The 20,293-nt window shown below is 69.3% G+C and carries 18 protein-coding genes; 8 read left to right on the forward strand and 10 right to left on the reverse strand.

Annotated elements, in window-relative coordinates; all coding sequences use genetic code 11:
- Positions 1 to 4: 4 nt before the first annotated feature.
- The 6 genes from AC07VX_RS23545 to AC07VX_RS23570 all read right to left on the reverse strand — a co-directional run bounded on the left by AC07VX_RS23545 (position 5) and on the right by AC07VX_RS23570 (position 5,382).
- Positions 5 to 1,513 carry an MptA/MptB family glycosyltransferase gene (locus AC07VX_RS23545; RefSeq protein WP_493166944.1) on the reverse strand — a complete coding sequence of 503 codons (1,509 nt, stop codon included), beginning with the start codon at positions 1,511 to 1,513 and terminating at the stop codon, positions 5 to 7.
- Positions 1,510 to 2,493 (reverse strand): glycosyltransferase family 2 protein, encoded by a 984-nt coding sequence (locus AC07VX_RS23550; RefSeq protein WP_493166943.1) that lies wholly within the window; start codon positions 2,491 to 2,493, stop codon positions 1,510 to 1,512. The genes AC07VX_RS23545 and AC07VX_RS23550 overlap by 4 nt, the downstream gene beginning before the upstream one ends.
- 38 nt (positions 2,494 to 2,531) lie before the next feature.
- Entirely contained in the window at positions 2,532 to 3,077 is a 546-nt protein-coding gene (locus AC07VX_RS23555) for a L,D-transpeptidase (protein ID WP_493166942.1), read from the reverse strand.
- A gap of 126 nt (positions 3,078 to 3,203) precedes the next feature.
- Entirely contained in the window at positions 3,204 to 4,013 is an 810-nt protein-coding gene (locus AC07VX_RS23560; RefSeq protein ID WP_493166941.1) for a hypothetical protein, read from the reverse strand.
- Between the two features lie 34 nt (positions 4,014 to 4,047).
- Complete coding sequence (locus tag AC07VX_RS23565; protein WP_493166940.1) at positions 4,048 to 4,404, reverse strand: hypothetical protein; 357 nt, start codon at positions 4,402 to 4,404, stop codon at positions 4,048 to 4,050.
- A gap of 195 nt (positions 4,405 to 4,599) precedes the next feature.
- Positions 4,600 to 5,382, reverse strand: a complete 783-nt coding sequence (locus AC07VX_RS23570) for an exodeoxyribonuclease III (RefSeq protein ID WP_493166939.1) — start codon at positions 5,380 to 5,382, stop codon at positions 4,600 to 4,602.
- Positions 5,383 to 5,544: 162 nt separating this feature from the next.
- On the opposite strand from AC07VX_RS23570, the gene AC07VX_RS23575 reads away from it, so the two are divergent.
- From AC07VX_RS23575 to AC07VX_RS23585, 3 genes are all read left to right on the forward strand, one after another.
- A complete protein-coding gene (locus tag AC07VX_RS23575; RefSeq protein ID WP_493166938.1) occupies positions 5,545 to 7,875 on the forward strand; it encodes a TonB-dependent receptor in 2,331 nt (776 codons plus the stop codon).
- A gap of 138 nt (positions 7,876 to 8,013) precedes the next feature.
- Positions 8,014 to 8,685, forward strand: coding sequence for an orotate phosphoribosyltransferase (gene pyrE, locus AC07VX_RS23580; RefSeq protein ID WP_493166937.1), 672 nt, complete (start codon positions 8,014 to 8,016; stop codon positions 8,683 to 8,685).
- Entirely contained in the window at positions 8,685 to 9,368 is a 684-nt protein-coding gene (locus tag AC07VX_RS23585; RefSeq protein WP_493166936.1) for a hypothetical protein, read from the forward strand. The genes pyrE and AC07VX_RS23585 overlap by 1 nt, the downstream gene beginning before the upstream one ends.
- 91 nt (positions 9,369 to 9,459) lie before the next feature.
- Here AC07VX_RS23585 and gatB read toward each other — a convergent pair whose 3' ends face one another.
- Genes gatB through gatC form a run of 3 tightly spaced genes read right to left on the reverse strand, consistent with a single transcriptional unit; the run spans position 9,460 to position 12,718 of the window.
- Entirely contained in the window at positions 9,460 to 10,929 is a 1,470-nt protein-coding gene (gene gatB, locus AC07VX_RS23590; RefSeq protein ID WP_493166935.1) for an Asp-tRNA(Asn)/Glu-tRNA(Gln) amidotransferase subunit GatB, read from the reverse strand.
- Positions 10,930 to 10,931: 2 nt separating this feature from the next.
- Positions 10,932 to 12,422, reverse strand: a complete 1,491-nt coding sequence (gene gatA, locus AC07VX_RS23595; RefSeq protein WP_493166934.1) for an Asp-tRNA(Asn)/Glu-tRNA(Gln) amidotransferase subunit GatA — start codon at positions 12,420 to 12,422, stop codon at positions 10,932 to 10,934.
- Positions 12,419 to 12,718: an Asp-tRNA(Asn)/Glu-tRNA(Gln) amidotransferase subunit GatC gene (gene gatC, locus AC07VX_RS23600; RefSeq protein WP_493166933.1), complete on the reverse strand. Its 300-nt coding sequence runs from the start codon at positions 12,716 to 12,718 to the stop codon at positions 12,419 to 12,421. Before gatC ends, gatA begins: the two co-directional genes overlap by 4 nt.
- A gap of 209 nt (positions 12,719 to 12,927) precedes the next feature.
- Here gatC and AC07VX_RS23605 point away from each other — a divergent pair, with 209 nt between their 5' ends.
- The 5 genes from AC07VX_RS23605 to rodA all read left to right on the forward strand — a co-directional run bounded on the left by AC07VX_RS23605 (position 12,928) and on the right by rodA (position 18,786).
- Positions 12,928 to 13,971 carry a rod shape-determining protein gene (locus tag AC07VX_RS23605; protein ID WP_056191483.1) on the forward strand — a complete coding sequence of 348 codons (1,044 nt, stop codon included), beginning with the start codon at positions 12,928 to 12,930 and terminating at the stop codon, positions 13,969 to 13,971.
- Positions 13,972 to 13,995: 24 nt separating this feature from the next.
- Positions 13,996 to 14,988: a rod shape-determining protein MreC gene (mreC, locus tag AC07VX_RS23610; RefSeq protein ID WP_493166932.1), complete on the forward strand. Its 993-nt coding sequence runs from the start codon at positions 13,996 to 13,998 to the stop codon at positions 14,986 to 14,988.
- A gap of 100 nt (positions 14,989 to 15,088) precedes the next feature.
- On the forward strand, positions 15,089 to 15,610 hold the full coding sequence (gene mreD / locus AC07VX_RS23615; protein WP_493166931.1) for a rod shape-determining protein MreD: 522 nt from the start codon (positions 15,089 to 15,091) through the stop codon (positions 15,608 to 15,610).
- Between the two features lie 15 nt (positions 15,611 to 15,625).
- Positions 15,626 to 17,635 (forward strand): penicillin-binding protein 2, encoded by a 2,010-nt coding sequence (mrdA, locus tag AC07VX_RS23620; protein ID WP_493166930.1) that lies wholly within the window; start codon positions 15,626 to 15,628, stop codon positions 17,633 to 17,635.
- Complete coding sequence (gene rodA, locus AC07VX_RS23625; protein ID WP_493166929.1) at positions 17,632 to 18,786, forward strand: rod shape-determining protein RodA; 1,155 nt, start codon at positions 17,632 to 17,634, stop codon at positions 18,784 to 18,786. The genes mrdA and rodA overlap by 4 nt, the downstream gene beginning before the upstream one ends.
- Here rodA and AC07VX_RS23630 read toward each other — a convergent pair.
- Positions 18,776 to 20,293 carry a sensor histidine kinase gene (locus tag AC07VX_RS23630; RefSeq protein WP_493166928.1) on the reverse strand — a complete coding sequence of 506 codons (1,518 nt, stop codon included), beginning with the start codon at positions 20,291 to 20,293 and terminating at the stop codon, positions 18,776 to 18,778. The genes rodA and AC07VX_RS23630 overlap by 11 nt on opposite strands.

Genomic DNA, 20,293 nt, shown 5'->3' on the forward strand with positions numbered 1-20,293 from the left:
GCGCTCAGGCCGGGTCCGCCGAGGTGGCGGCCGGCCGGCGCATGTAGAGCCAGGCGCAGGCCGCCAGCAGCAGGTAGAGGGCCAGGTTGGCCGCGAACACCACCCAGCGCTCTCCGCGGACGGTGTAGATGACCAGCGGCAGATACGCCACCGACAGGCGCAGCGCCAGGGTCCGCGCGGCGTCGCCGGGCAGCATGAAGGCGAACCCCATCATCCACGTCAGGTACCACTCCTGGTTGGACGTGTTGACGAGCACGAAGTACAGCAGCGTGGCCGCCAGGCACATCTCGACGCCTGCCTGGAAAGGCTCGCGCCGCAGCCGCGGCCAATAGCGCCAGCACAGCAGGGCGTACAGGCCCATGTAAGCCAGCCGCAGCGTGCCGCCCAGGTCCTGGGGCGTGATCTGCGCTTCAGGAATGCCGAACAGCGCCGGCAGCAGGTAGCGCGTCAATGCGTCGATCAGATGGAAGAGGCTGCTGCGGTAGACGCCCACGCCGGTGCTGAGCAGGTGCGACACATGCTCGGTCGACGCCGGGTAGAGGCGCTGCAGCGCCAGCAACGCCAGCACGAAGCCGCCACCCAGCAGCGCGGGGGCGCGCAGGTCCCGCCAGGCCAGCCGCGCCTGCGCGTGCTGCAGCAGGGCCATGACCAGCAGGATGGGTAGGAAGACGAGGGGGAAGTACTTCAGGCTGACCGCCATGCCGAGGGCCACGCCGGCGGCCAGGGGCTGGTCGCGCCGCAGCAGCCACAGCGACGCCAGGATGCAGACGTTCATCAGATGGTCGTTGTGCGCGCAGGTGAGCACGCTGAACAGGATCAGCGGGTTGGCGGCATAGCCGAACAGCGCCACCTTGCGCCACCGCGGCGGCGCCAGCTGGAACACCAGCGCGCTGGCCGCTGCATGCAGGCCCAGGTAGAACAGCTTGTGCAGCGCCAGGGCAAGCTTGTCGTTGCCGCCCGACAGCCAGGCGATGCCTGCCGCGATCTTCTGGAACAGCGGACCGTAGGACGTCGTGCCTTCCAGAAACAGGGGGAAGACATTGGCGAACATCACGTCGTTCGCGAAGCCCGGCACCTGGTTCATCGCGTAGCGATAGGGGTTGAGGCCGTAATGCGCGTCCACCCAGCCGGTGCCGATGTAGAAGAACACGTCGGGGCTGACCCAGGGCATGCCGATGGCGAAGGCCAGCGCAACGAGGGCGCTGCCCGCGGCGAGGCGCCGCGTCGGCACGGCGTCGGGCTGGCGGCTCAGCCCCAGCAGCAGGGCGGCATACAGCGCACCGAGCCCGGCGAACAGCAGCAGGTGCAGGGCCCGCCCCTGCAGCACACGCTCGGCGGCGACGCGCGACCCGCTGCCTTCGAACAGGCCGAGGAAGTAGTCGAACTCGTGGGCCGTCAGGTGCAGCGGCGACTGCCACCACAGCCGCGCCGAGACCGCCATCGTCAGCAGCACCGAAGCCAGATAGGCCGCGAACAGCCAGCTCCAGCGGCGCCCGGCGGGCGGTGCGGTCATGCGCGCGGCTCGCCCGAATGGCGCGGCAGCGCATCGCCCGGCGGCAGGTTCACGCGCTCCCTCTCCACCACCAGCGGCCGCTTGCTGACCTGGGTGTGGATGGCCGCCACGTACTCGCCCACCAGGCCGATGAAGAAGAGCTGCACCGCGCCAAAGAAGAACAGGCCGATGATGACCGGCGCGGTGCCGACGGCGAAGTGCTGCCAGAACAGCAGTTTGGCCAGCAGGTACCCGAGCGACACCAGCAGGCTGACCGCACTAAGCGTGAAGCCGGCCAGCGTGGCCAGGCGCAGCGGCAGCTTGGAGTGGCTGGTCAGGCCCAGCATGGCCAGGTCGTAGAGGGTGTAGAAGTTGTTCTTCGTGATGCCGCGCACGCGGGCGGGCTGCTCGAACTCGACGGTGGCGTAGCGGATGCCCAGCTCGGCGATCAGCCCTCGGAAATAGGGATAGGGATCGCCCAGCTCGCGGATCATGTCGATGACCGAGCGGTCGTAGAGGCCAAAGCCGGTGAAGTTGGCGATCAGCGGCACGTCGGCCATGCGGCCCAGCGCGCGGTAGTAGAAGCGCCGGATCACGGCCATGGCCCAGGTCTCACGCGAGCGCGGCTTCACGCCCAACGCGATCAGCTCGCCGGCGCGCCAGTGGGCGACGAACTGGCCGATCAGCTCCGGCGGGTCCTGCAGGTCGGAGGCCATCGTGATGACGGCCTGGCCGCTGGCTTGGTACATGCCGTGCAGCGGCGAGCGCACATGGCCGAAGTTGCGCGCGTTGACGATGAGCTTGACGCGCGGGTCGGCCGCGGCCAGCAGCTTCACGCGGGCGACGGTGTCGTCGGTGGAGCCGTTGTCCAGAAAGATGTGCTCGAACTCGAAGTCAGCCGCGGGGCCGCCGGGCTCGAACTGGGCCTTGATGCGCTGGTGCAACTCGGCGACGTTGTCGGCCTCGTTCAGGCAACTGGTGACGATGCTGATCAGGGTCATGCGGCCGCATCCTAGGGCCTGGCCGCAGGGCCAGGAACTCAGGGCGCCGCGGCAAGAACGGATTCACGCTCGGGCAGGATGTAGACGAGGCTGCTGCCCCCGCCCAGCGTGGGCAGCACGACCTGGTCGAAGAAGGCCGGCTCGACGACGACGCAGCCCAGCGTGATGCGGCGCTGCCGCAGGTCGGCGGAGACCAGGCGTTCGGCGCGGCGCTGGCTGGCTGGCGCCGGGCGCAGGCGGTGGATGGCGAGGTTGGCCTCGTAGTCGATCCAGACGATGCGCTCGCCGCTGAGGTTGCGGCCCGGCTGGGCCTCGAAGCGGCCGGCCGGCGTCACGCGTTCGTGCGGCAGCAGGGCCGACGGCACCTTGCCGCGGGAACTGGCCGGCTCGGCGTCGCCCGGCGCCAGGCCGAGCAGTGCCGGCGTGCGGCCGACGAGGCGGCCGTCGGCGGCATAGACGGACAGCGTGGCCTCACGTTTGTCGACGATGGCAAACGGCCGGCCGTCACGGGCATCGCCCGCCACCGGCCGGGTGACGGCCTGCGCACCGGCCGCCACGCTGCACGCGCTGACGATGCCGCACACCCCGGCCCTGACCCGACCCGACCAACTGCTGCCCACTCGACGCCCCCTGTCCCGGGCGGCGCAACCATCGCGCCAGCCCTGCGGGGCAGTCTAGGAAGCGGGGCCTGTCACCGACAGGCGAGGAGTTCACGGTTTGGCGCTGTTACCTGGCCTGGCGCCGGCCAGCAGCTGGGGCGGCGCGGCGGCGGGGAAGAAGGCGGTCAGGGGGCGGCGTTCGGGCAGCACATAGACGACCGCACGGCCGCGGCCGAGGTGGGGCCAGACGGTGCTGTCGAAGAACCCGACCGGCACGTTGATGCAACCCCAGCTGATGCGGTTGTCGGCAGCCGTCGGCGTGGCCAGGCGCTCCAGGCGGCGCTCCTTGGGATCGGTGGCGCGCACGCGGTGCATAGAGACGGCGGCGCCGTAGTCCACCCAGACGACGTCGTGGCCCAGCGAGTTGCGGCCCGGCTCGGAGACGAAGCGGCCGGCCGGCGTGGTGCGCTCCTGCGGCCTGATCTCGTCGATGGATTTCTGGCCGATGCCGGCCACGGACAGGTCGCCGGCCGCGTAGCCCAGCAGCACGGGGCTGGTGCCGATGAGCTGCCCGCTGGCGGCGAAGACGTACACCCTGGCACGGCGCTTGTCGACGATGGCGAAGGCGCGGTCGCCGTTGTCGGCCTCGCGGACGGCCCACGAGGCCACGCGCATCACGTCGCTGGGAGCGCGGATGCTGCCGAAGTCCAGCCGGCGCTCGATGACGGCGGGCGGCACCGTCGCGGGCGCCGCCGCAGCGGCCTGGCGCGGGAGCGGCGGCCTGTGCCTGAACCGATCGGCGAAGACCAGGAACGCGCCGGCCAGCACCAGGGCGGCGACGAGGCTCCCCTGGCCCAGGCCGGCGAGGATGTCGCGCCGCCGGGCGGCGGCGGCGCGATCGGCGCTTTCTCCGAAACGCATGGCGGGTGACGGAGAAGGCGCCCGGCCGATGCGATCAGTTGCGGTCGGCGCGCGGGGCAGGCTCGGCCCGCGTCGTGCTGGCGGGCGCGGCGTAGCTGCTGTCCGTGGCGGGCTGGGCCGGGGTCGCGCCGGGCAGCGGGGTGCTGCTGTCGGCCGGCGGCGCGGCCTGGGGCTGGTCGGAGGCCAGCGGCATCTGCTGCTGCGCGGTGGTGTCCGCCGGCGGCAGGGCGTTGGGATCGGCGGGGGTCTGCTCGCTGAGGCCGGCGGTCGCCGTGGCGGCCATCGGCTCGGCCGGCGGCTGCTGGTCTTCGGTCTGGGCGACAGCCAGGCCGATGCCGGTCACGAGGAGGGCGGCCGTCAGCACGCTGGTGGCGGTCTTGAGGTGGGACATGGGGGACTCCTTTCAAAGCGGGGACCGGCGGGGCCGGGCGGCGAGGCCGGGCATTTCCACCGGCTGGAATCCACTCTAGGCCGCGCCCATCCCGCGCGACGTCGGCCCGCCGTCCAATGCGCTGTAGGAGGCACGCCCAGCCCGTAGCCGCCGGTTACGCGGCGGCGTGCGGCGGTCACAGTATGGGCAGGAGACTTACAGCGAAAAGTCGTAGTCGATGGTCAGCGGCGCGTGGTCGCTGAACATCTGGCCCGTGTAGATGGCCTCGCGCCGGGCCAGCGCGGCGATGCCGGGCGTGGCCAGGTGGTAGTCCAGCCGCCACCCGACGTTGTTGGCGCGCGCCGCACCGCGGTTGCTCCACCAGGTGTATTGCTCGGACTTGTCGTTGAGCGTGCGGAAGACGTCGACGACGCCACCGTCGTCGAGGAGCTTGGTCATCCAAGCGCGCTCCTCGGGCAGGAAGCCGCTGTTCTTCTGGTTGCCGCGCCAGTTCTTCAGGTCGATCTGCTTGTGGGCGATGTTGACGTCGGCCACGAGGATGAACTCGCGCTCGGCCTTCAGCGCGAGCAGGTGCGGGTAGACCGCGTCGAGGAAGCGGTACTTGACCGCCTGGCGCTCCTCGCCGCTGGTGCCGCTGGGGAAGTAGACACTGATGAGGCTGAGCTTGCGGCCGGGCTTGTCGAAACGCTTCTCGACCCAGCGGCCCTCGCTGTCGAACTCGGGCAACCCCAGGCCCGTGACGACATCGCTGGGCTCCTCACGGGTGTAGAGGCCGACGCCCGAGTAGCCCTTCTTCTCGGCGTAGTGGAAATGGCCGTCGAGCTTGTCGCAGCTGCGGAACTTGGCCTCGACGACGTCGGCCTGCGCCTTGAGCTCCTGCACGCCGACCGCATCGGCCTGCTGCTGGTCCAGCCAGTCGAAGAAGCCCTTGCTGGCGGCGGAACGCACACCGTTGAGGTTGGCGGTAATGAAGCGCATCGGAGTTAGGGAGAGGGTTGACCAGTAGAAGTATGGCAGTGCAGCAAAAGCACAACACAGCGCACGCCGTCATCATGGAACAGTCACATGATATTTACGATCCCGTAGGAATTAGAGGCGCCACGAGCGCCCTTCACCCCTCCCGCAACCCGAGGATTTCCCATGCAGACACACCGCATTTCCCCGACCCTGCTCGCACTGGCGCTGGGCGCGGCCTTCCCGATGCAAGCCGCCGTGGCCCAGGCCGGCTCGGCTCCCGAGGCCAAGAAGGACGTCAGCCAGCTGGAGGCCGTCATCGTGACCGGCAGCCGCCGCGCCGAGAACCTGAAGGAAGTGCCGCTGTCGATCTCGGCCATCAAGTCGGAGGAGCTGGACACCTACAACGCCAGCGGCCAGGACATCCGCGCGCTGTCGGGCAAGGTGCCCAGCCTGAACATCGAGTCGGACTACGGCCGCACCTTCCCGCGCTTCTACGTGCGCGGCCTGGGCAATACCGACTTCGACATGAACGCCTCCCAGCCGGTGGGCCTGGTCTACGACGACGTGGTGCAGGAAAGCATTGCGCTCAAGGGCTTCCCGGTGTTCGACATGGCCCAGGTGGAACTGCTGCGCGGCCCGCAGGGCACGCTGTTCGGCCGCAACTCGCCGGCCGGCGTCATGAAGTTCGACTCGGCCAAGCCGGGCAAGAAGTTCGAGGGCTACGCCAACATCGGCTATGGCCGCTGGAACTCCGTCAACCTGGAGGCGGCCGTCAACGTGCCGCTGAGCCAGGACTGGCAGATGCGCGTGGCCGGCATCGTGCAACGCCAGGATGACCGCGTGCACAACCCCGTTGCCGCAACCAAGGGCGGGACGGCGGACCTCGAGGGCTACAACGACAAGGCGCTGCGCCTGCAGGCCCTGTACAAGAACGGCAACTTCGAGGGTCTTTTCAAGGTCCAGGCGCGTGACTTCAAGGGCACGGCCACGACCTTCCGCGCCAACATCATGAAGCGCGGCACCAACGACCTGGTCGACGGCTACGACGACAGCTCCTACCCCACTGACGGCTACAACTCGCAGACGCTGAAGTCCAGCGAGGTCAGCGCCCGCCTGCGCTGGGACTTCGACGGCGTGTCGCTGTACTCCATCACCGCCCACGACCGCGCCAAGTTCTACAGCCGCGGTGACGTGGACGGCGGCTTCGGTTGCCGCTTCTGCGGCATCCCGGACGGCCCGCAGTACTACCCCTCTGGCTCCACCACGCCCTACCCCTCCGTCATCCCGTTCGACGCGCAGACGGCCGACGGCATCCCCTATCTGCGCCAGACGACGCAGGAATTCCGCCTGCAGTCCAACACCGCCGACGCACTGCAGTGGATCCTGGGCGTGTACTACTTCAACGAGAAGCTGCAGGTGGACAGCTTCAACTTCGACAGCTTCGCCGTCGGTGATCCGCAGAACGGCTACGCCGTGCAGCATCAGAACGCCAAGTCCTGGGCCGCCTTCGGCAACGTGAAGTACGCCGTCACGCCGGACTTCAAGCTCACCGCGGGCCTGCGCTACACCGACGACAAGAAGGACTTCGACGCCGTGCGCACCTGGACGCCGGGCAAGGCCAACAACGTCGACATCATCGGGCCCTTCTACACCCACCCCAAGTCCACCAACTGGAGCTGGGACCTGGGCGCCAACTACAACCTCGACAAGGCCACCAGCCTGTTCGCGCGCGTCGCCACCGGCTATCGCGCACCGTCCATCCAGGGCCGCGTGCTGTTCGGCGACGCCATCTCGGTGGCCAACTCCGAGAAGGTGCTATCCGTCGAGGCCGGCTTCAAGGCCGACCTGCTCGACAACACCGCCCGCATCACCGGCACGGTCTTCAAGTACCGCGTGAAGGACATGCAGCTGACGGCCGGCTCGGGCTCCACCAACCAGAACCGCCTCGTCAACGCCGCCAAGGCCGAAGGCCAGGGCTTCGAGCTCGACGCGCAGGCCATCATCGCCCGCGACTGGCGCACGACGCTGGGCTTCTCGTACAACGACACGAAGATCAAGGACGCCAACCTCTTCGTGCAGCCCTGCGGCAACGCGAACTTCCAGTTCCTGACGCCCAACACCGGCTGCACGGTGCTCGACCCGGCTGGCCCGCTCGCAGGCACCGTCAGCATCAACGGCAACCCGCTGCCGCGCGCACCCAAGGTGGTGTGGAACTGGACGCTGAAGTACAGCACCGAGATCGGCGCCGGCGAGCTGACCGTGCTGACCGACTGGGCCTACAAGGACAAGTACAACATGTTCCTGTACGAGGCCGTCGAGTACCGCGCCAAGTCGGCCCTGGAAGGCGGCCTGCGCGTGGGCTACGGCTGGAACAACGGCAAGTACGAGGTGGCGGCCTATTCCCGCAACATCACCAACCACCGCCAGGTCGTCGCCGCCATCGACTTCGACAACCTGACCGGCATCGTCAACGAGCCGCGCAGCTACGGCGTGCAGTTCAAGGCCTCGTTCTAAGCCCTCGGGCCGGGCACCGGGCCGCTCCCGGGCCGGCCCGCCTTGGCCGAGCGGCACCCAAACCCTCGGTGAAAACCATCGACGGCCCGGCCCCTTCTAGGGGTCGGGCCCGTTTTTTTGACCCCTAGAATCTTTCTCATGTCCGCCGCGCCGTCCGTCGATTCCCTCGCCCAGTCCTTTGTCGCATTCGCCGTGGAGGCGGGCGTGCTGCGCTTCGGCGAATTCAAGACCAAGGCCGGCCGGCTCAGCCCCTATTTCTTCAACGCCGGCCTGTTCGACGACGGCGCCAAGCTGGGCCGCCTCGCCGGCTTCTACGCCGAACGCCTGATCGCATCGGGTCTTGCCTTCGACATGATCTTCGGCCCGGCCTACAAGGGCATCACGCTGGCGGCGGCCGTGTCCATGGAGCTGGCGCGGCGCGGCCATAACGTGCCCTTCGCCTACAACCGCAAGGAAGCCAAGGACCACGGCGAGGGCGGCACCCTCGTCGGCGCGCCGGTGAAGGGCCGCGTCCTCATCATTGACGACGTCATCTCCGCCGGCACCTCGGTGCGCGAGTCCATCCAGATGATCGAGGCCGCCGGCGCCACGCCCTGCGGCGTGTCCATCGCACTGGACCGCCAGGAGAAGGCCGCCGAAGGCGGGGTCGACAGCCCGCTGTCGGCCGTGCAGCAGGTGCAGCAGCGCTACGGCCTGCCGGTCGTCGCCGTGGCCGGCCTGGCCGACCTGCTGGCCTATCTCGACGACGCGCCCGAGCTGTCCGCGCACCGCCCGGCCGTGCTGGCCTACCGAGAGCGTTACGGGGTCTGATGCGCGTCCTGCCCGTCGTTGCAGCGCTCCTCGCCGCCAGCTCCGCGCTGGCGCAGGATGGCACGCCCGCCAAGGGCATCTACACCTGCACGACGGTCGATGGCCGCAAGCTGACCAGCGACCGGCCGATTCCCGAATGCACGTCGCGCGAGCAGCGCGTGCTCAATCCCGACGGCTCGCAGCGCACGACGCTGCCGCCCTTCCTCAGCCCCGAGGAGCGGGCCACCAAGGAGGCCGCCGACCGCCGCGCCGCCGCCGAGCGCATCGCCCAGCAGGACGCCATTCGCCGCGACCGCACGCTGATGCTGCGCTACCCCAACGAGGCCGCCCACCAGCGCGCGCGCAACGCCGCGCTGGACGACTCGAACAAGGCCATGCGCATCTCCGAGCGCCGCATCAAGGACCTGACCACCGAGCGCAAGCCGCTGCTGGACGAGGCCGAGTTCTACAAGGGCAAGCCGCTGCCGGCCAAGCTCAAGCAATCGCTGGACGCCAACGACGCCAGCATCGAGGCCCAGCAGGTGCTCATCGAGAACCAGAAGGCCGAGCTCGTGCGCGTCAACAAGAGCTTCGACGCCGAACTGGCACGGCTGAAGAAGCTGTGGGCCGGCGCCACGCCGGGCTCGATGCCGCCGCTGGGCGAGCTGCAGCCGACGACGCCGGCGCCGACGCCCAAGCGCTGAATTCGGCCTCGGAGAAACCCTGGGGCCACCCTCTCAGGCTCGCCGCCACGAGAGGGCGGCCCGTGGTCCTTCGCCAGGCGTCGGACAGTCCTCAGGACTGTCCTTGGCCCTGGCTCAGCTTCTTCTTCAGCAGCTCGTTGACGAGCGCCGGGTTGGCCTTACCCTTGGTCGCCTTCATCGCCTGGCCGACCAGCGCGTTGAAGGCCTTGTCCTTGCCGGCGCGGTACTCCTCCACCGACTTCGGGTTGGCCGCCAGCACCTCGTCGAGGATGGCCTCGATGGCGCCGGTGTCGCTGACCTGTTTCAAACCCTTGGACTCGATGACGGCGTCCACCGACGCCGACTCGCCCGACCACAGCGACTCGAACACCTGCTTGGCGGCGTTGTTCGAGATCGTGCCGTCCGAGATGCGGCCGATCAGCCTGGCCAGCAGCTCTGGGCCGACGGGCGCGGCGTCGATCTCGCCACCGTCGGCGTTCAGGCGCTTGCTGATCTCGCCCATGACCCAGTTCGCCACCAGCTTGGGCGTCGCGCCGGCGGCCTTGGCGGCCTCGTAGTAGCGCGCCGTCGCCAGGCTCTGCGTCATCATGGTCGCGTCGTAGGCCGGCAGGCCGTCCACGCTCTCGAAGCGCGCCGCCATCACCGACGGCAGCTCCGGCATCTCGCCCCTCACACGCTCCACCCACTCCGGCGCGATGACCAGCGGCGGCAGGTCGGGGTCGGGGAAGTAGCGATAGTCGGCCGAGTCCTCCTTGCTGCGCATCGCGCGGGTCTCGCCGGTGTCGGGGTTGTAGAGGACGGTGGCTTGCTGGATCTTGCGGCCGTCCTCGATCTCGTCGATCTGCCAGTTCACCTCGTAGTTCACTGCGTCCACCAGGAAGCGGAAGCTGTTGAGGTTCTTGATCTCGCGGCGCGTGCCGAAAGGCTCGCCGGGCTTGCGCACCGACACGTTGACGTCGCAGCGGAAGGAGCCTTCCTGCATGTTGCCGTCGCAGATGCCCAGCCACATGACCAGCGCGTGCAGCGTCTTGGCGTACTCGGCGGCTTCCGCGCCCGAGCGCATGTCGGGCTCGGAGACGATTTCCAGCAGCGGCGTGCCGGCGCGGTTCAGGTCGATGCCCGACTGGCCGTGGTAGTCCTCGTGCAGGCTCTTGCCCGCGTCTTCTTCCAGGTGGGCGCGGGTCAGGTTGACCTTGTGCTTGACGTCACCGACGAAGAACTCGACCGAGCCGCCCTGCACCACCGGGATCTCGAACTGGCTGATCTGGTAGCCCTTGGGCAGGTCGGGGTAGAAGTAGTTCTTGCGGGCGAAGATGGACAGCGGCGCGACCTTGGCGCCGACCGCCAGGCCGAAGCGGATGGCGCGCTCGACGGCGGCGCGGTTCAGCACCGGCAGCGTGCCGGGCAGGGCCAGGTCCACGGGCGAGGCCTGCGTGTTGGGCGCCGCGCCGAAGGCGGTGGAGCTGCCGCTGAAGATCTTGCTCTGCGTGGAGAGCTGGACGTGGTTTTCGAGGCCGATGACGACCTCGTAGCCGCGGATGAGTTTGGGCGTTGTAGGCATGTTCAGAGTCCCGAAGGCGCGGCGAGGTGCCAGTCGGTGGCTTGCTGCAGGGCATGCGCGGTGTGCAACAGCTGCCCTTCCTTGAAGTAGTTGCCGATCAGCTGCAGGCCGACGGGCATGCCGCCGGCGCCGAGGCCCACCGGCACGCTCATGCCGGGCAGGCCGGCCAGCGAGCCGGGCAGCGTGAAGATGTCGGCCAGATAGGCCTGGGTCGGGTCGTCCTTGCCCTCGCCATGCTTCCAGGCCACGGTGGGAGCCACCGGGCCGGCGATCAGGTCGCACTGCGTGAAGCACTGCTGGAAGTCGTCCGCGATCATGCGGCGCAGCTTTTGGGCCTGCAGGTAGTAGGCGTCGTAGTAGCCGTGCGAGAGCACGTAGGTGCCGATCATGATGCGGCGCTTCACCTCGGGCCCGAAGCCCTCGGCGCGCGTCTTCCTGTACATGTCCAGCAGGTCGTCGTACCGGGCCGCGCGATGGCCGAACTTGACGCCGTCGAAGCGCGAGAGGTTGGAGCTCGCCTCGGCCGGGGCAATGATGTAGTAGACGGGGATGGCCAGCTCGGTGCGGGGCAGGCTGACGTCCACCAGCGTGGCGCCCAGCTTCTCCAGCTCGGCCAGGCCAGTACGCACGGCGGCGTTCACGTCGGCCGACAGGCCGGCGGGGAAGAACTCCCGGGGCAGGCCAATGCGCAGGCCCTTGAGCGGCTGAGCCGCCGTGGCGCCTTCGCGGACGCTGAGCATCTGCGCATGGAAGTCCTGCGGCGGCTGGTTCACGCTCGTCGCGTCGCGTTCGTCGAAGCCGCTCATGGCGGAGAGCAGCAGCGCGCAGTCCTCGGCCGAGCGGGCCATGGGGCCGGCCTGGTCCAGGCTGGACGCGAAGGCAATCATCCCGTAGCGCGAGCACACGCCGTAGGTCGGCTTGATGCCGGTGATGCCGGTGAAGCTGGCCGGCTGGCGGATGGAGCCGCCGGTGTCGGTGCCGGTCGTGGCGGGCACCAGGCGCGCAGCCACGGCCACCGCCGAGCCGCCAGACGAGCCGCCCGGCACGCGGCTGGCGTCCCAGGGGTTGCTGGCGGGGAAGAAGGCGCTGTTCTCGTTGGCCGAGCCCATGGCGAACTCGTCGCAGTTCAGCTTGCCCAAGGAGACCGTGCCGGCCGCATTCAGCCTGGCGACGACGGTTGCGTCGAAGGGGCTGCGGTAGCCGGCGAGGATCTTCGAGCCGGCGGTGGTGGGCATGTCGGCCGTGACGTAGATGTCCTTGTGCGCCAGCGGCACGCCGGCCAGCGCGCCGGCACTGCCCGCGGCGAGCAGCGCATCTGCAGTCGCCGCGCGGGCCAGGGCGCCCTCGGCGTCGACGTGCAGGAAGGCACCCAGCGCCTTGTCGTGGGTGGCGATGCGGTCCAGCAAGGCCTGCGTCGCCTCGCGGCTGGACAGGGCACGGCTCTTCAGGGCGGCGGCCAGCTCGGCCACGCCCATGTCGTGAACGGGCTTCATTCGATGACCTTGGGAACGAGGAAGAGGCCGTCCTCGACGGCCGGGGCGCTGCGTTGGTTGAGCTCGCGCTGGTTGCTCTCGGTGACCACGTCGTCCCGCAGGCGCAGCTGCACCTGCTGGATGGCCGACAGCGGCGTGTACAGCGGCTCGACGCCCGCCGTGTCCACGGCGCTCATCTGGTCCACGATCTTGAAGAAATCGTTCAGGTTGCCCAGCATCGCCTCGGATTCGGCCGGCTGCAGTTCCAGCCGGGCCAAGTTGGCAATGCGGCTCACGTCGTCAGGGGTGAGGCTCATGAAGGGTTTTCAGATGTAAGCCGGATGCCAGAAACCTAGTGCTGGCGGGCTAAAAAACAGGGTGATCGGTTATTATCGCCGCCCATCTTCATGGCCTTCGAGGCTGCCCCTTCAGCGACGCGTTTCGTCGCCGGCCGGGCGGCCTCTGGCTTTCCAGCCGCCCGATTTTTCGAGTCGCGCCCCGCCGGCGAGGCTCCCTGCGCCACACCATGTTCGCCTCCCTGCGCCGCTACTTCTCGACCGATCTCGCCATCGACCTCGGCACCGCCAACACGCTGATCTACGTGCGCGGCAAGGGCATCGTCCTCGACGAGCCCTCCGTCGTGTCCATCCGCCACGAGGGCGGCCCCAACGGCAAGAAGACCATCCAGGCCGTCGGCCGCGAGGCCAAGGCCATGCTGGGCAAGGTGCCCGGCAACATCGAGGCCATCCGCCCGATGAAGGACGGCGTCATCGCCGACTTCACGGTGACCGAGCAGATGCTCAAGCAGTTCATCAAGATGGTCCATGACTCGAAGACGTTCAAGCCGTCGCCGAGGATCATCATCTGCGTGCCCTGCGGCTCCACCCAGGTCGAGCGCCGCGCCATCCGTGAGAGCGCCCTGGGCGCCGGCGCCAGCGAGGTCTACCTGATCGAGGAACCGATGGCCGCCGCCATCGGCGCCGGCCTGCCGGTGGCCGAGGCCTCGGGCTCCATGGTCGTCGACATCGGCGGCGGCACGACGGAAGTCGGCGTCATCTCGCTGGGCGGCATGGTCTACAAGGGCAGCGTGCGCGTCGGCGGCGACAAGTTCGACGAAGCCATCATCAACTACATCCGCCGCAACTACGGCATGCTGATCGGCGAGCCCACCGCCGAGGCGATCAAGAAGAACATCGGCAGTGCCTTCCCCGGCTCCGAGGTCAAGGAAATGGAAGTCAAGGGCCGCAACCTCTCCGAGGGCGTGCCGCGCAGCTTCACCATCTCCTCCAACGAGATCCTGGAAGCCCTGACCGACCCGCTCAACCAGATCGTCTCCGCCGTGAAGAACGCGCTGGAGCAGACGCCGCCGGAACTGGGCGCCGACATCGCCGAGCGCGGCATGATGCTGACCGGCGGTGGCGCCCTGCTGCGCGACCTGGACCGCCTGCTGGGCGAGGAAACCGGCCTGCCGGTGCTGGTGGCCGAAGACCCGCTGACCTGCGTGGTGCGCGGTTGCGGCATGGCCCTGGAGCGCATGGAGCGCCTGGGCAGCATCTTCACGTCGGAATAAGCCGCTAACCCCGCCAGGCGCGCAATGCCCCTCGGCACCCTAGACCGTACCCCCCCGCCGTTCTTCCGCCAGGGTCCGTCGGCGCTGACCAAGCTCGCGCTATGTTCGGCGCTGGCCCTGCTGCTGATGGTGGCGGACGCCCGCTTCAAGCTGATGCAGCCGGCCCGCGCCGCGCTGGCGCTGGTGCTCCACCCGGTCCAGCGCCTGCTGCTGACGCCGGTGGACGCCTGGGAGACGGCCGGCGACTACCTGCGCGGCACCAAGCGCGCGATGGAGGCCGAGGACGAGGCCAAGCGCCAGTTGGCCCGGCAGGCCGAACGGCTGTCGCGCGCCGAAGCCCTGCAGGCCGAGAACGAGCGCCTGCGCAGGCTGCTGGGCCTGCAACCCTCGCTGAGCGTGCCCTCGGTGCCTGCCGAGGTGCTCTTCGAAGCGCCCGATCCCTTTTCCCGCCGCGTCGTCATCGACCGCGGCGCGACGCAGGGCGTGGCCGCCGGCTCGCCCGTCATCAACGAGGCCGGCGTGCTGGGCCAGGTGACGCGCGTCTACCCGCTATCCAGCGAAGTGACGCTGCTGACCGACAAGGACGCTGCCATCCCGGTGCTGAACGCCCGCACGCAGATGCGCAACGCCGCGGCCGGCCGGTCCGACGGCTCCGGCATGGAGCTGCGCTTCCTGGCCGCCAATGCCGACATCAAGGTCGGCGACCTGATGACGACCTCGGGCCTGGACGGCGTCTACCCACCGGGCCTGCCGGTGGCCAGGGTCGCCGTCGTCGAGCGCCGTGGCGACTCCAGCTTCGCCCAGGTGCTGCTGGCGCCCATCGCTCAGCCGGACAGCGCCCGCCATGTGCTGGTGCTGCTGCCGCAGGACCGCCACCTGGCCGCCAAGAAGGAGGCCGAGGCCGCCGCGGCTGAGGAAGCGGCTTCGGCCGCCGCGACCAAGGCCGCCGTGCGCGCGGCCAAGAAGGAAGAGCGCGCCGCCAAGGCGGCGGCGAAGGCCTCGGGAGCCAGCCAATGATCATGCTGGGATGTCAGCCCCTCGCCGCATTGCGGCGGCCCCCCGAGGGGGCCAGGCCTTGCTTGGGACGGCCCGGCGCGCGGCCTGAAGGGAGCGCGTCATGATCATGCCGCGCGCCGCCGACCAGCTGCTGCTGCCGGCCAACCCCTGGTTCATAGGCCTCACGCTCATCGTCGCGCTGATGATCGACATGGTGCCGGCCGGGCGCATGGCCGCCATGCCCGACGTGCTGGCCGTCGTGCTCGTCTTCTGGGGCGTGCACCAGCCGCGGCGCATCGGCGTGCTGTGGGCCTTCGTCTTCGGCCTGCTCATCGACGTGCACGACGGCGCGCTGCTGGGCCAGCATGCGCTGGCCTACAGCGGCCTGAGCTTCGGCGCCATCATGCTGCACCGCCGCCTGACCTGGTTCCCGCTGGGCGCCCAGGCCGTGCAGGTGCTGCCGCTGTTCCTCGCGGCCCATGCGCTGGCGCTGATCGTGCGCATGCTCGTCGGCGGCATGTGGCCGGGCTGGGGCGTGCTGCTGGCGCCGGTGTTCGAGGCGGCGCTGTGGCCGGTGGCGAGCGTGCTGCTGCTGGCCCCACAACGCCGGGCGCCGGATCGCGACGCGCACCGCCCTCTGTGATCGCTTGAGAACCTCGTGGTCGTCCTGAAGAACCTCCACCAGGAGCTGTCGCGCTTCCGACTGCGCGTGCTGGCCGCGGGCGCGTTCGTGCTGTTCTGCTTCGGGCTGCTCGTCGCGCGGCTGCTGTGGCTGCAGGTGGTGCAGTACGACAGCTTTGCCGAACGCGCCGAGTCCAACCGCATCGCCGTCGTGCCCATCGTGCCCAACCGCGGTCTCATCAAGGACCGCAACGGCGTCGTGCTGGCCAGCAACTACTCGGCCTACACGCTGGAGATTAACCCCGAGAAGGTCGCCGACCTAGACGCCACCATCGAGGCCCTGGCCCAGGTCATCGACATCCAGGCCCGCGACAAGCGCCGCTTCAAGCGCCTGCTGGAAGAGGCCAAGCACACCGACTCCCTGCCCATCCGCACCAAGCTGACGGACGAGGAGGTGGCGCGCTTCACGGCCCAGCGCTTCCGCTTCCCCGGCGTGGAGATCAAGGCGCGGCTGTTCCGCTCCTACCCCCTCGGCGACATCGGCTCGCACCTGATCGGCTACATCGGCCGCATCAACCAGGCCGAGAAGAAGCAGATGGACGACTGGGAGGAGGAGGACCTCGCCAACTACCGCGGCACCGAATACATCGGCAAGCTGGGGCTGGAACAGGCCTACGAGAAGGAACTGCACGGCGTGACCGGCTTCGAGCAGGTCGAGACCAGCGCCGGCGGCCGCGCGGTGCGCCGCCTGGACCACAAGCCGCCCACGCCGGGCAACACGCTGAACCTGTCCATCGACATCAAGCTGCAGGCCCTGGTGGAAAAGCTCTTCGGCGAGCGCCGCGGCGCGCTGGTCGCCATCGACCCGCGCAACGGCGAGGTGCTGGCCTTCGTCTCCAAGCCCACCTTCGACCCCAACCTCTTCGTCGACGGCATCGATGCCGACAGCTGGCGCGACCTCAACGAGGACATCGACAAGCCGCTGCTCAACCGGGCCCTGCGCGGCACCTACCCGCCGGGCTCCACCTTCAAGCCGCTGATGGCCATGGCCGCGCTGAACAGCGGCAAGCGCGCGCCCGGCACGGTCATCATGGACAACCTGACCTACAGCTTCGGCGGCCGCACCTTCGGCAGCCCCGAGACCGACCGCGCCGGCCCCAAGGACATGCGCCTGGCCATCGTCAGCTCCTCCAACGTCTACTTCTACAGCCTGGCCAACGAGATGGGCGTGGACCTCATCCACGACCAGCTGGAGCCCTTCGGCCTGGGCCGCAGGACCGAGATCGACGTGCAGGGCGAGGTCACCGGCGTGCTGCCCTCGCAGGACTGGAAACGTCGCTACTTCGCCAAGAGCCCGGCCAACCAGAAGTGGTTCCCGGGCGAGACGATTTCGCTGGGCATCGGCCAGGGCTACAACAGCTTCACCATGCTGCAGATGGCCACGGCCTACTCGACCATCGCCTCGGGTGGCCAGCGCTACAAGCCGCGCCTGGTGCGCGAGATCGAGGACGTGGTCCGGCACGAGCAGCGCCGCGTCGCCAGCGACGCGCTGCCCGCCCTGCCGCTCAAGCCCGCCGACGTCGCCGTCATCCAGAACGCGATGAACGGCGTGACGCTGGAGGGCACCTCGCGCCAGGTCTTCCTGGGCGCCGGCTACCAGAGCGGCGGCAAGACCGGTACAGCCCAGGCCATCGGCCTGAAGGCCGGCGAGAAATACAGCAGCATCAAGGCCGACGAGCGCAAGCGCGACCATTCGCTCTACGTCGCCTTCGCGCCGGTGGACCAGCCGACGGTGGCCCTGGCCGTCATCGTCGAGAACGCCGGCTGGGGCTCGGCCTCGGCCGCCCCCATCGCGCGCCGCGTGTTCGACTACCTGCTGCTGGGCCAGTACCCCAGCGAGGAGGACATCGCGCTGACGCAGAAGGGCCAGTCCTTCGCCCCCGTCGGCACGCCGCGCAAGGCGGCCGACGTGCCGCTGACAGGCTGGCAGCCACCGGCCGCCACCGCCTCGGCGCCCTCGGCCCCTGCATCGGGAGCTTCGCGATGACCGTCATCGAACGCCCGCCGCTGATGAGCCGGCTTAAGCCCTGGCTCAGCGGCTTCGACATCCCGCTGCTGCTGGCCGTGCTGTGGATGTGCGGCTGGGGCCTGCTGTGCATGTACTCCGCCGGCTACGACCACGGCACGCGCTTCGTGGACCACGCCCGCAACATGGTGCTGGCCCTGGGCCTGATGTTCATCGTCGCACAGGTGCCGCCGCAGAAGCTGATGGCCCTGGCCATCCCGCTCTACACCTTCGGCGTGGCGCTGCTCGTTGCCACGGCCCTGTTCGGCGTCACGAAGAAGGGCGCGACGCGCTGGCTGAGCATCGGCGTCACGCAGATCCAGCCGTCCGAGCTGCTCAAGCTGGCCACGCCGCTGATGCTGGCCTGGTGGTTCCAGAAGCGCGAAGGCCTGCTGCGCTGGCCGGACTTCATCGCCGCCTTCGGCCTGCTGCTGGTGCCCTTCCTGCTGATCGCCAAGCAGCCGGACCTCGGCACCGGCATCCTGGTGCTGGCGGCCGGGCTGTACGTGATCTTCTTCGCCGGACTGCCCTGGAAGCTCATCGTGCCAGCCGTCGTGCTGGCCGCGGCTGGCGCCACCGCCCTGGTGCTCAGCGAGGACACCATCTGCGAGCCCGACCTGAAATGGCCGGTGCTCAAGGAGTACCAAAAGCACCGCATCTGCACGCTGCTGGACCCGAGCAAGGACCCGCTGGGCAAGGGCTTTCACATCATCCAGGGCGAGATCGCCATCGGCTCCGGCGGCGTGACCGGCAAGGGCTTCATGCAGGGCACGCAGACCCACCTGGAGTTCATCCCCGAGCGCACGACCGACTTCATCTTCGCGGCCTTCGGCGAGGAGTTCGGCCTGATGGGGGCGCTGGCGCTGCTGGCCGGCTTCACGGCGCTGATCCTGCGCGGGCTGATGATCGCGTCTGACGCGCCGACCCTCTTCACGCGGCTGATGGCCGGCGCGGTGACGCTGTCGTTCTTCACCTATGTTTTCGTCAACATGGGCATGGTCAGCGGCATCCTGCCCGTCGTGGGCGTGCCGCTGCCCTTCATCAGCTATGGCGGCACGGCGATGGTGACGCTGGGCCTGTCGCTGGGCCTGCTGATGTCGATCGCGCGGGTCAGGAAGCTCGTCAAGACTTGATGGCCGCCGCCAGCGCTGCGGGGAAACGGATCGTGAACCGCGCGCCCGGACCCTGACCGTCGGGCGACTCGCCCCCCGCCGCGCGGCGCACGCGGGTGTCGTCCAGCGTCAGCTCGGCCTCGTGCTGCTGCACGATCTCCTGCACGATGGCCAGGCCCAGCCCCGAGCCCTCCACGCCGCTGCCCAGCGACCGGTAGAAGGGCTGGAAGACCTTCTCGCGCTCGCCTGGCGGGATGCCCGGCCCGGTGTCCTCCACCTGCAGCACCACGACCTGGCCGAAGGGGTCCTCGACGACACGCACCGTCACAACGCCGCCCGCCGGCGTATAGAGCAGCGCGTTGTCGACGAGGTTGCGGATCAGCTCGCCGATGAGCACGGGCTGGCCCTGCACGCGCAGCCGGCTCTCGTCGGGCACGACGCCGTCATAGCCCAGGTCGATGCGCCGCTCCAGCGCCCGCGGCACGAAGTCGCGCACGGTATCTATGGCGATCTCGGCCAGGTTGACCGGCTCGCGGCGCATGGCCTGCTCCGCGTCCTCGGCGCGTGCCATCGCCAGCAGCTGGTTGACCATGTGGGCCGCACGTTCGCTGGCGCGGGCGATCTGCGCCAGCGAACGCTTCAGCTCCTCGGGCGAGGAGCGGCCGGCGTCTATCTCGCGCTGCACCAGCTCGGCCTGGGTGCGCAGGCCGGCCAGCGGCGTCTTGAGCTGATGGGCCGCGTCGGCGAGGAAATGCTTCTGCCGGCTCATCGAGGAGTCCAGGCGCATGAGCAGGTCGTTGATGGCCTGCACCAGCGGCGCCACCTCGTCGGGCACGCGCTGCTCGTCGATGGGTGAGAGGTCCGAGCTCTCGCGCGAACGGATGCGCCGCTGCAGTTCGTTGAGCGGCGAAATGCCACGCGCCAGCGCCAGCCAGACCAGCAGCACCGCCAGCGGCAGGATGACGAACTGCGGCAGGATGACGCCCTTGATGATCTCGTTCGTCAGCCGGGCCCGCTTGCCCAGCGTCTCGGCGACCTGCACGAGCATGGTCTTGGTCGAACCCGCCTGGCCCTCGGGCGCCACCCAGAGATAAGCCACGCGCACGGCGTCGCTGCCCACCTCGTCGTCGCGGAAATGCAGCTCCCACGGCACGATGGGCGCCTCCTCGGACGGCACCGGCAGCGTCGCGTCGCCACTGAGCAGTTCGCCGCGCAGACCCAGCACCTGGTAGAAGACCGTGTCCGACGCGTCGGCCCGCAGCAGGGCCGCGGCCTCGGGCGCGAGGGCGTAGCGGTCCTTGCCCTTGCCGATGCTTGGCGGCGCGGTTTCCGCCGCCACCTGCAGCCCGAGGCTGCGCGCCATTTCGCCGAGCTCGCGGTCGTAGGGCCGGCTGGCAATGCCCTGCGCAACCAGCCAGGTCAGCGCGACGCTGATCGGCCAGATCAGCAGCAGCGGGGCGAGCATCCAGTCGAGGATCTCGCCGAACAGCGAGCCCTGCTGGGGGCTGACGCCGTCTTTGTTGGGCAT

This window comes from Roseateles sp. GW821-FHT03B02 (genome assembly GCF_059421025.1).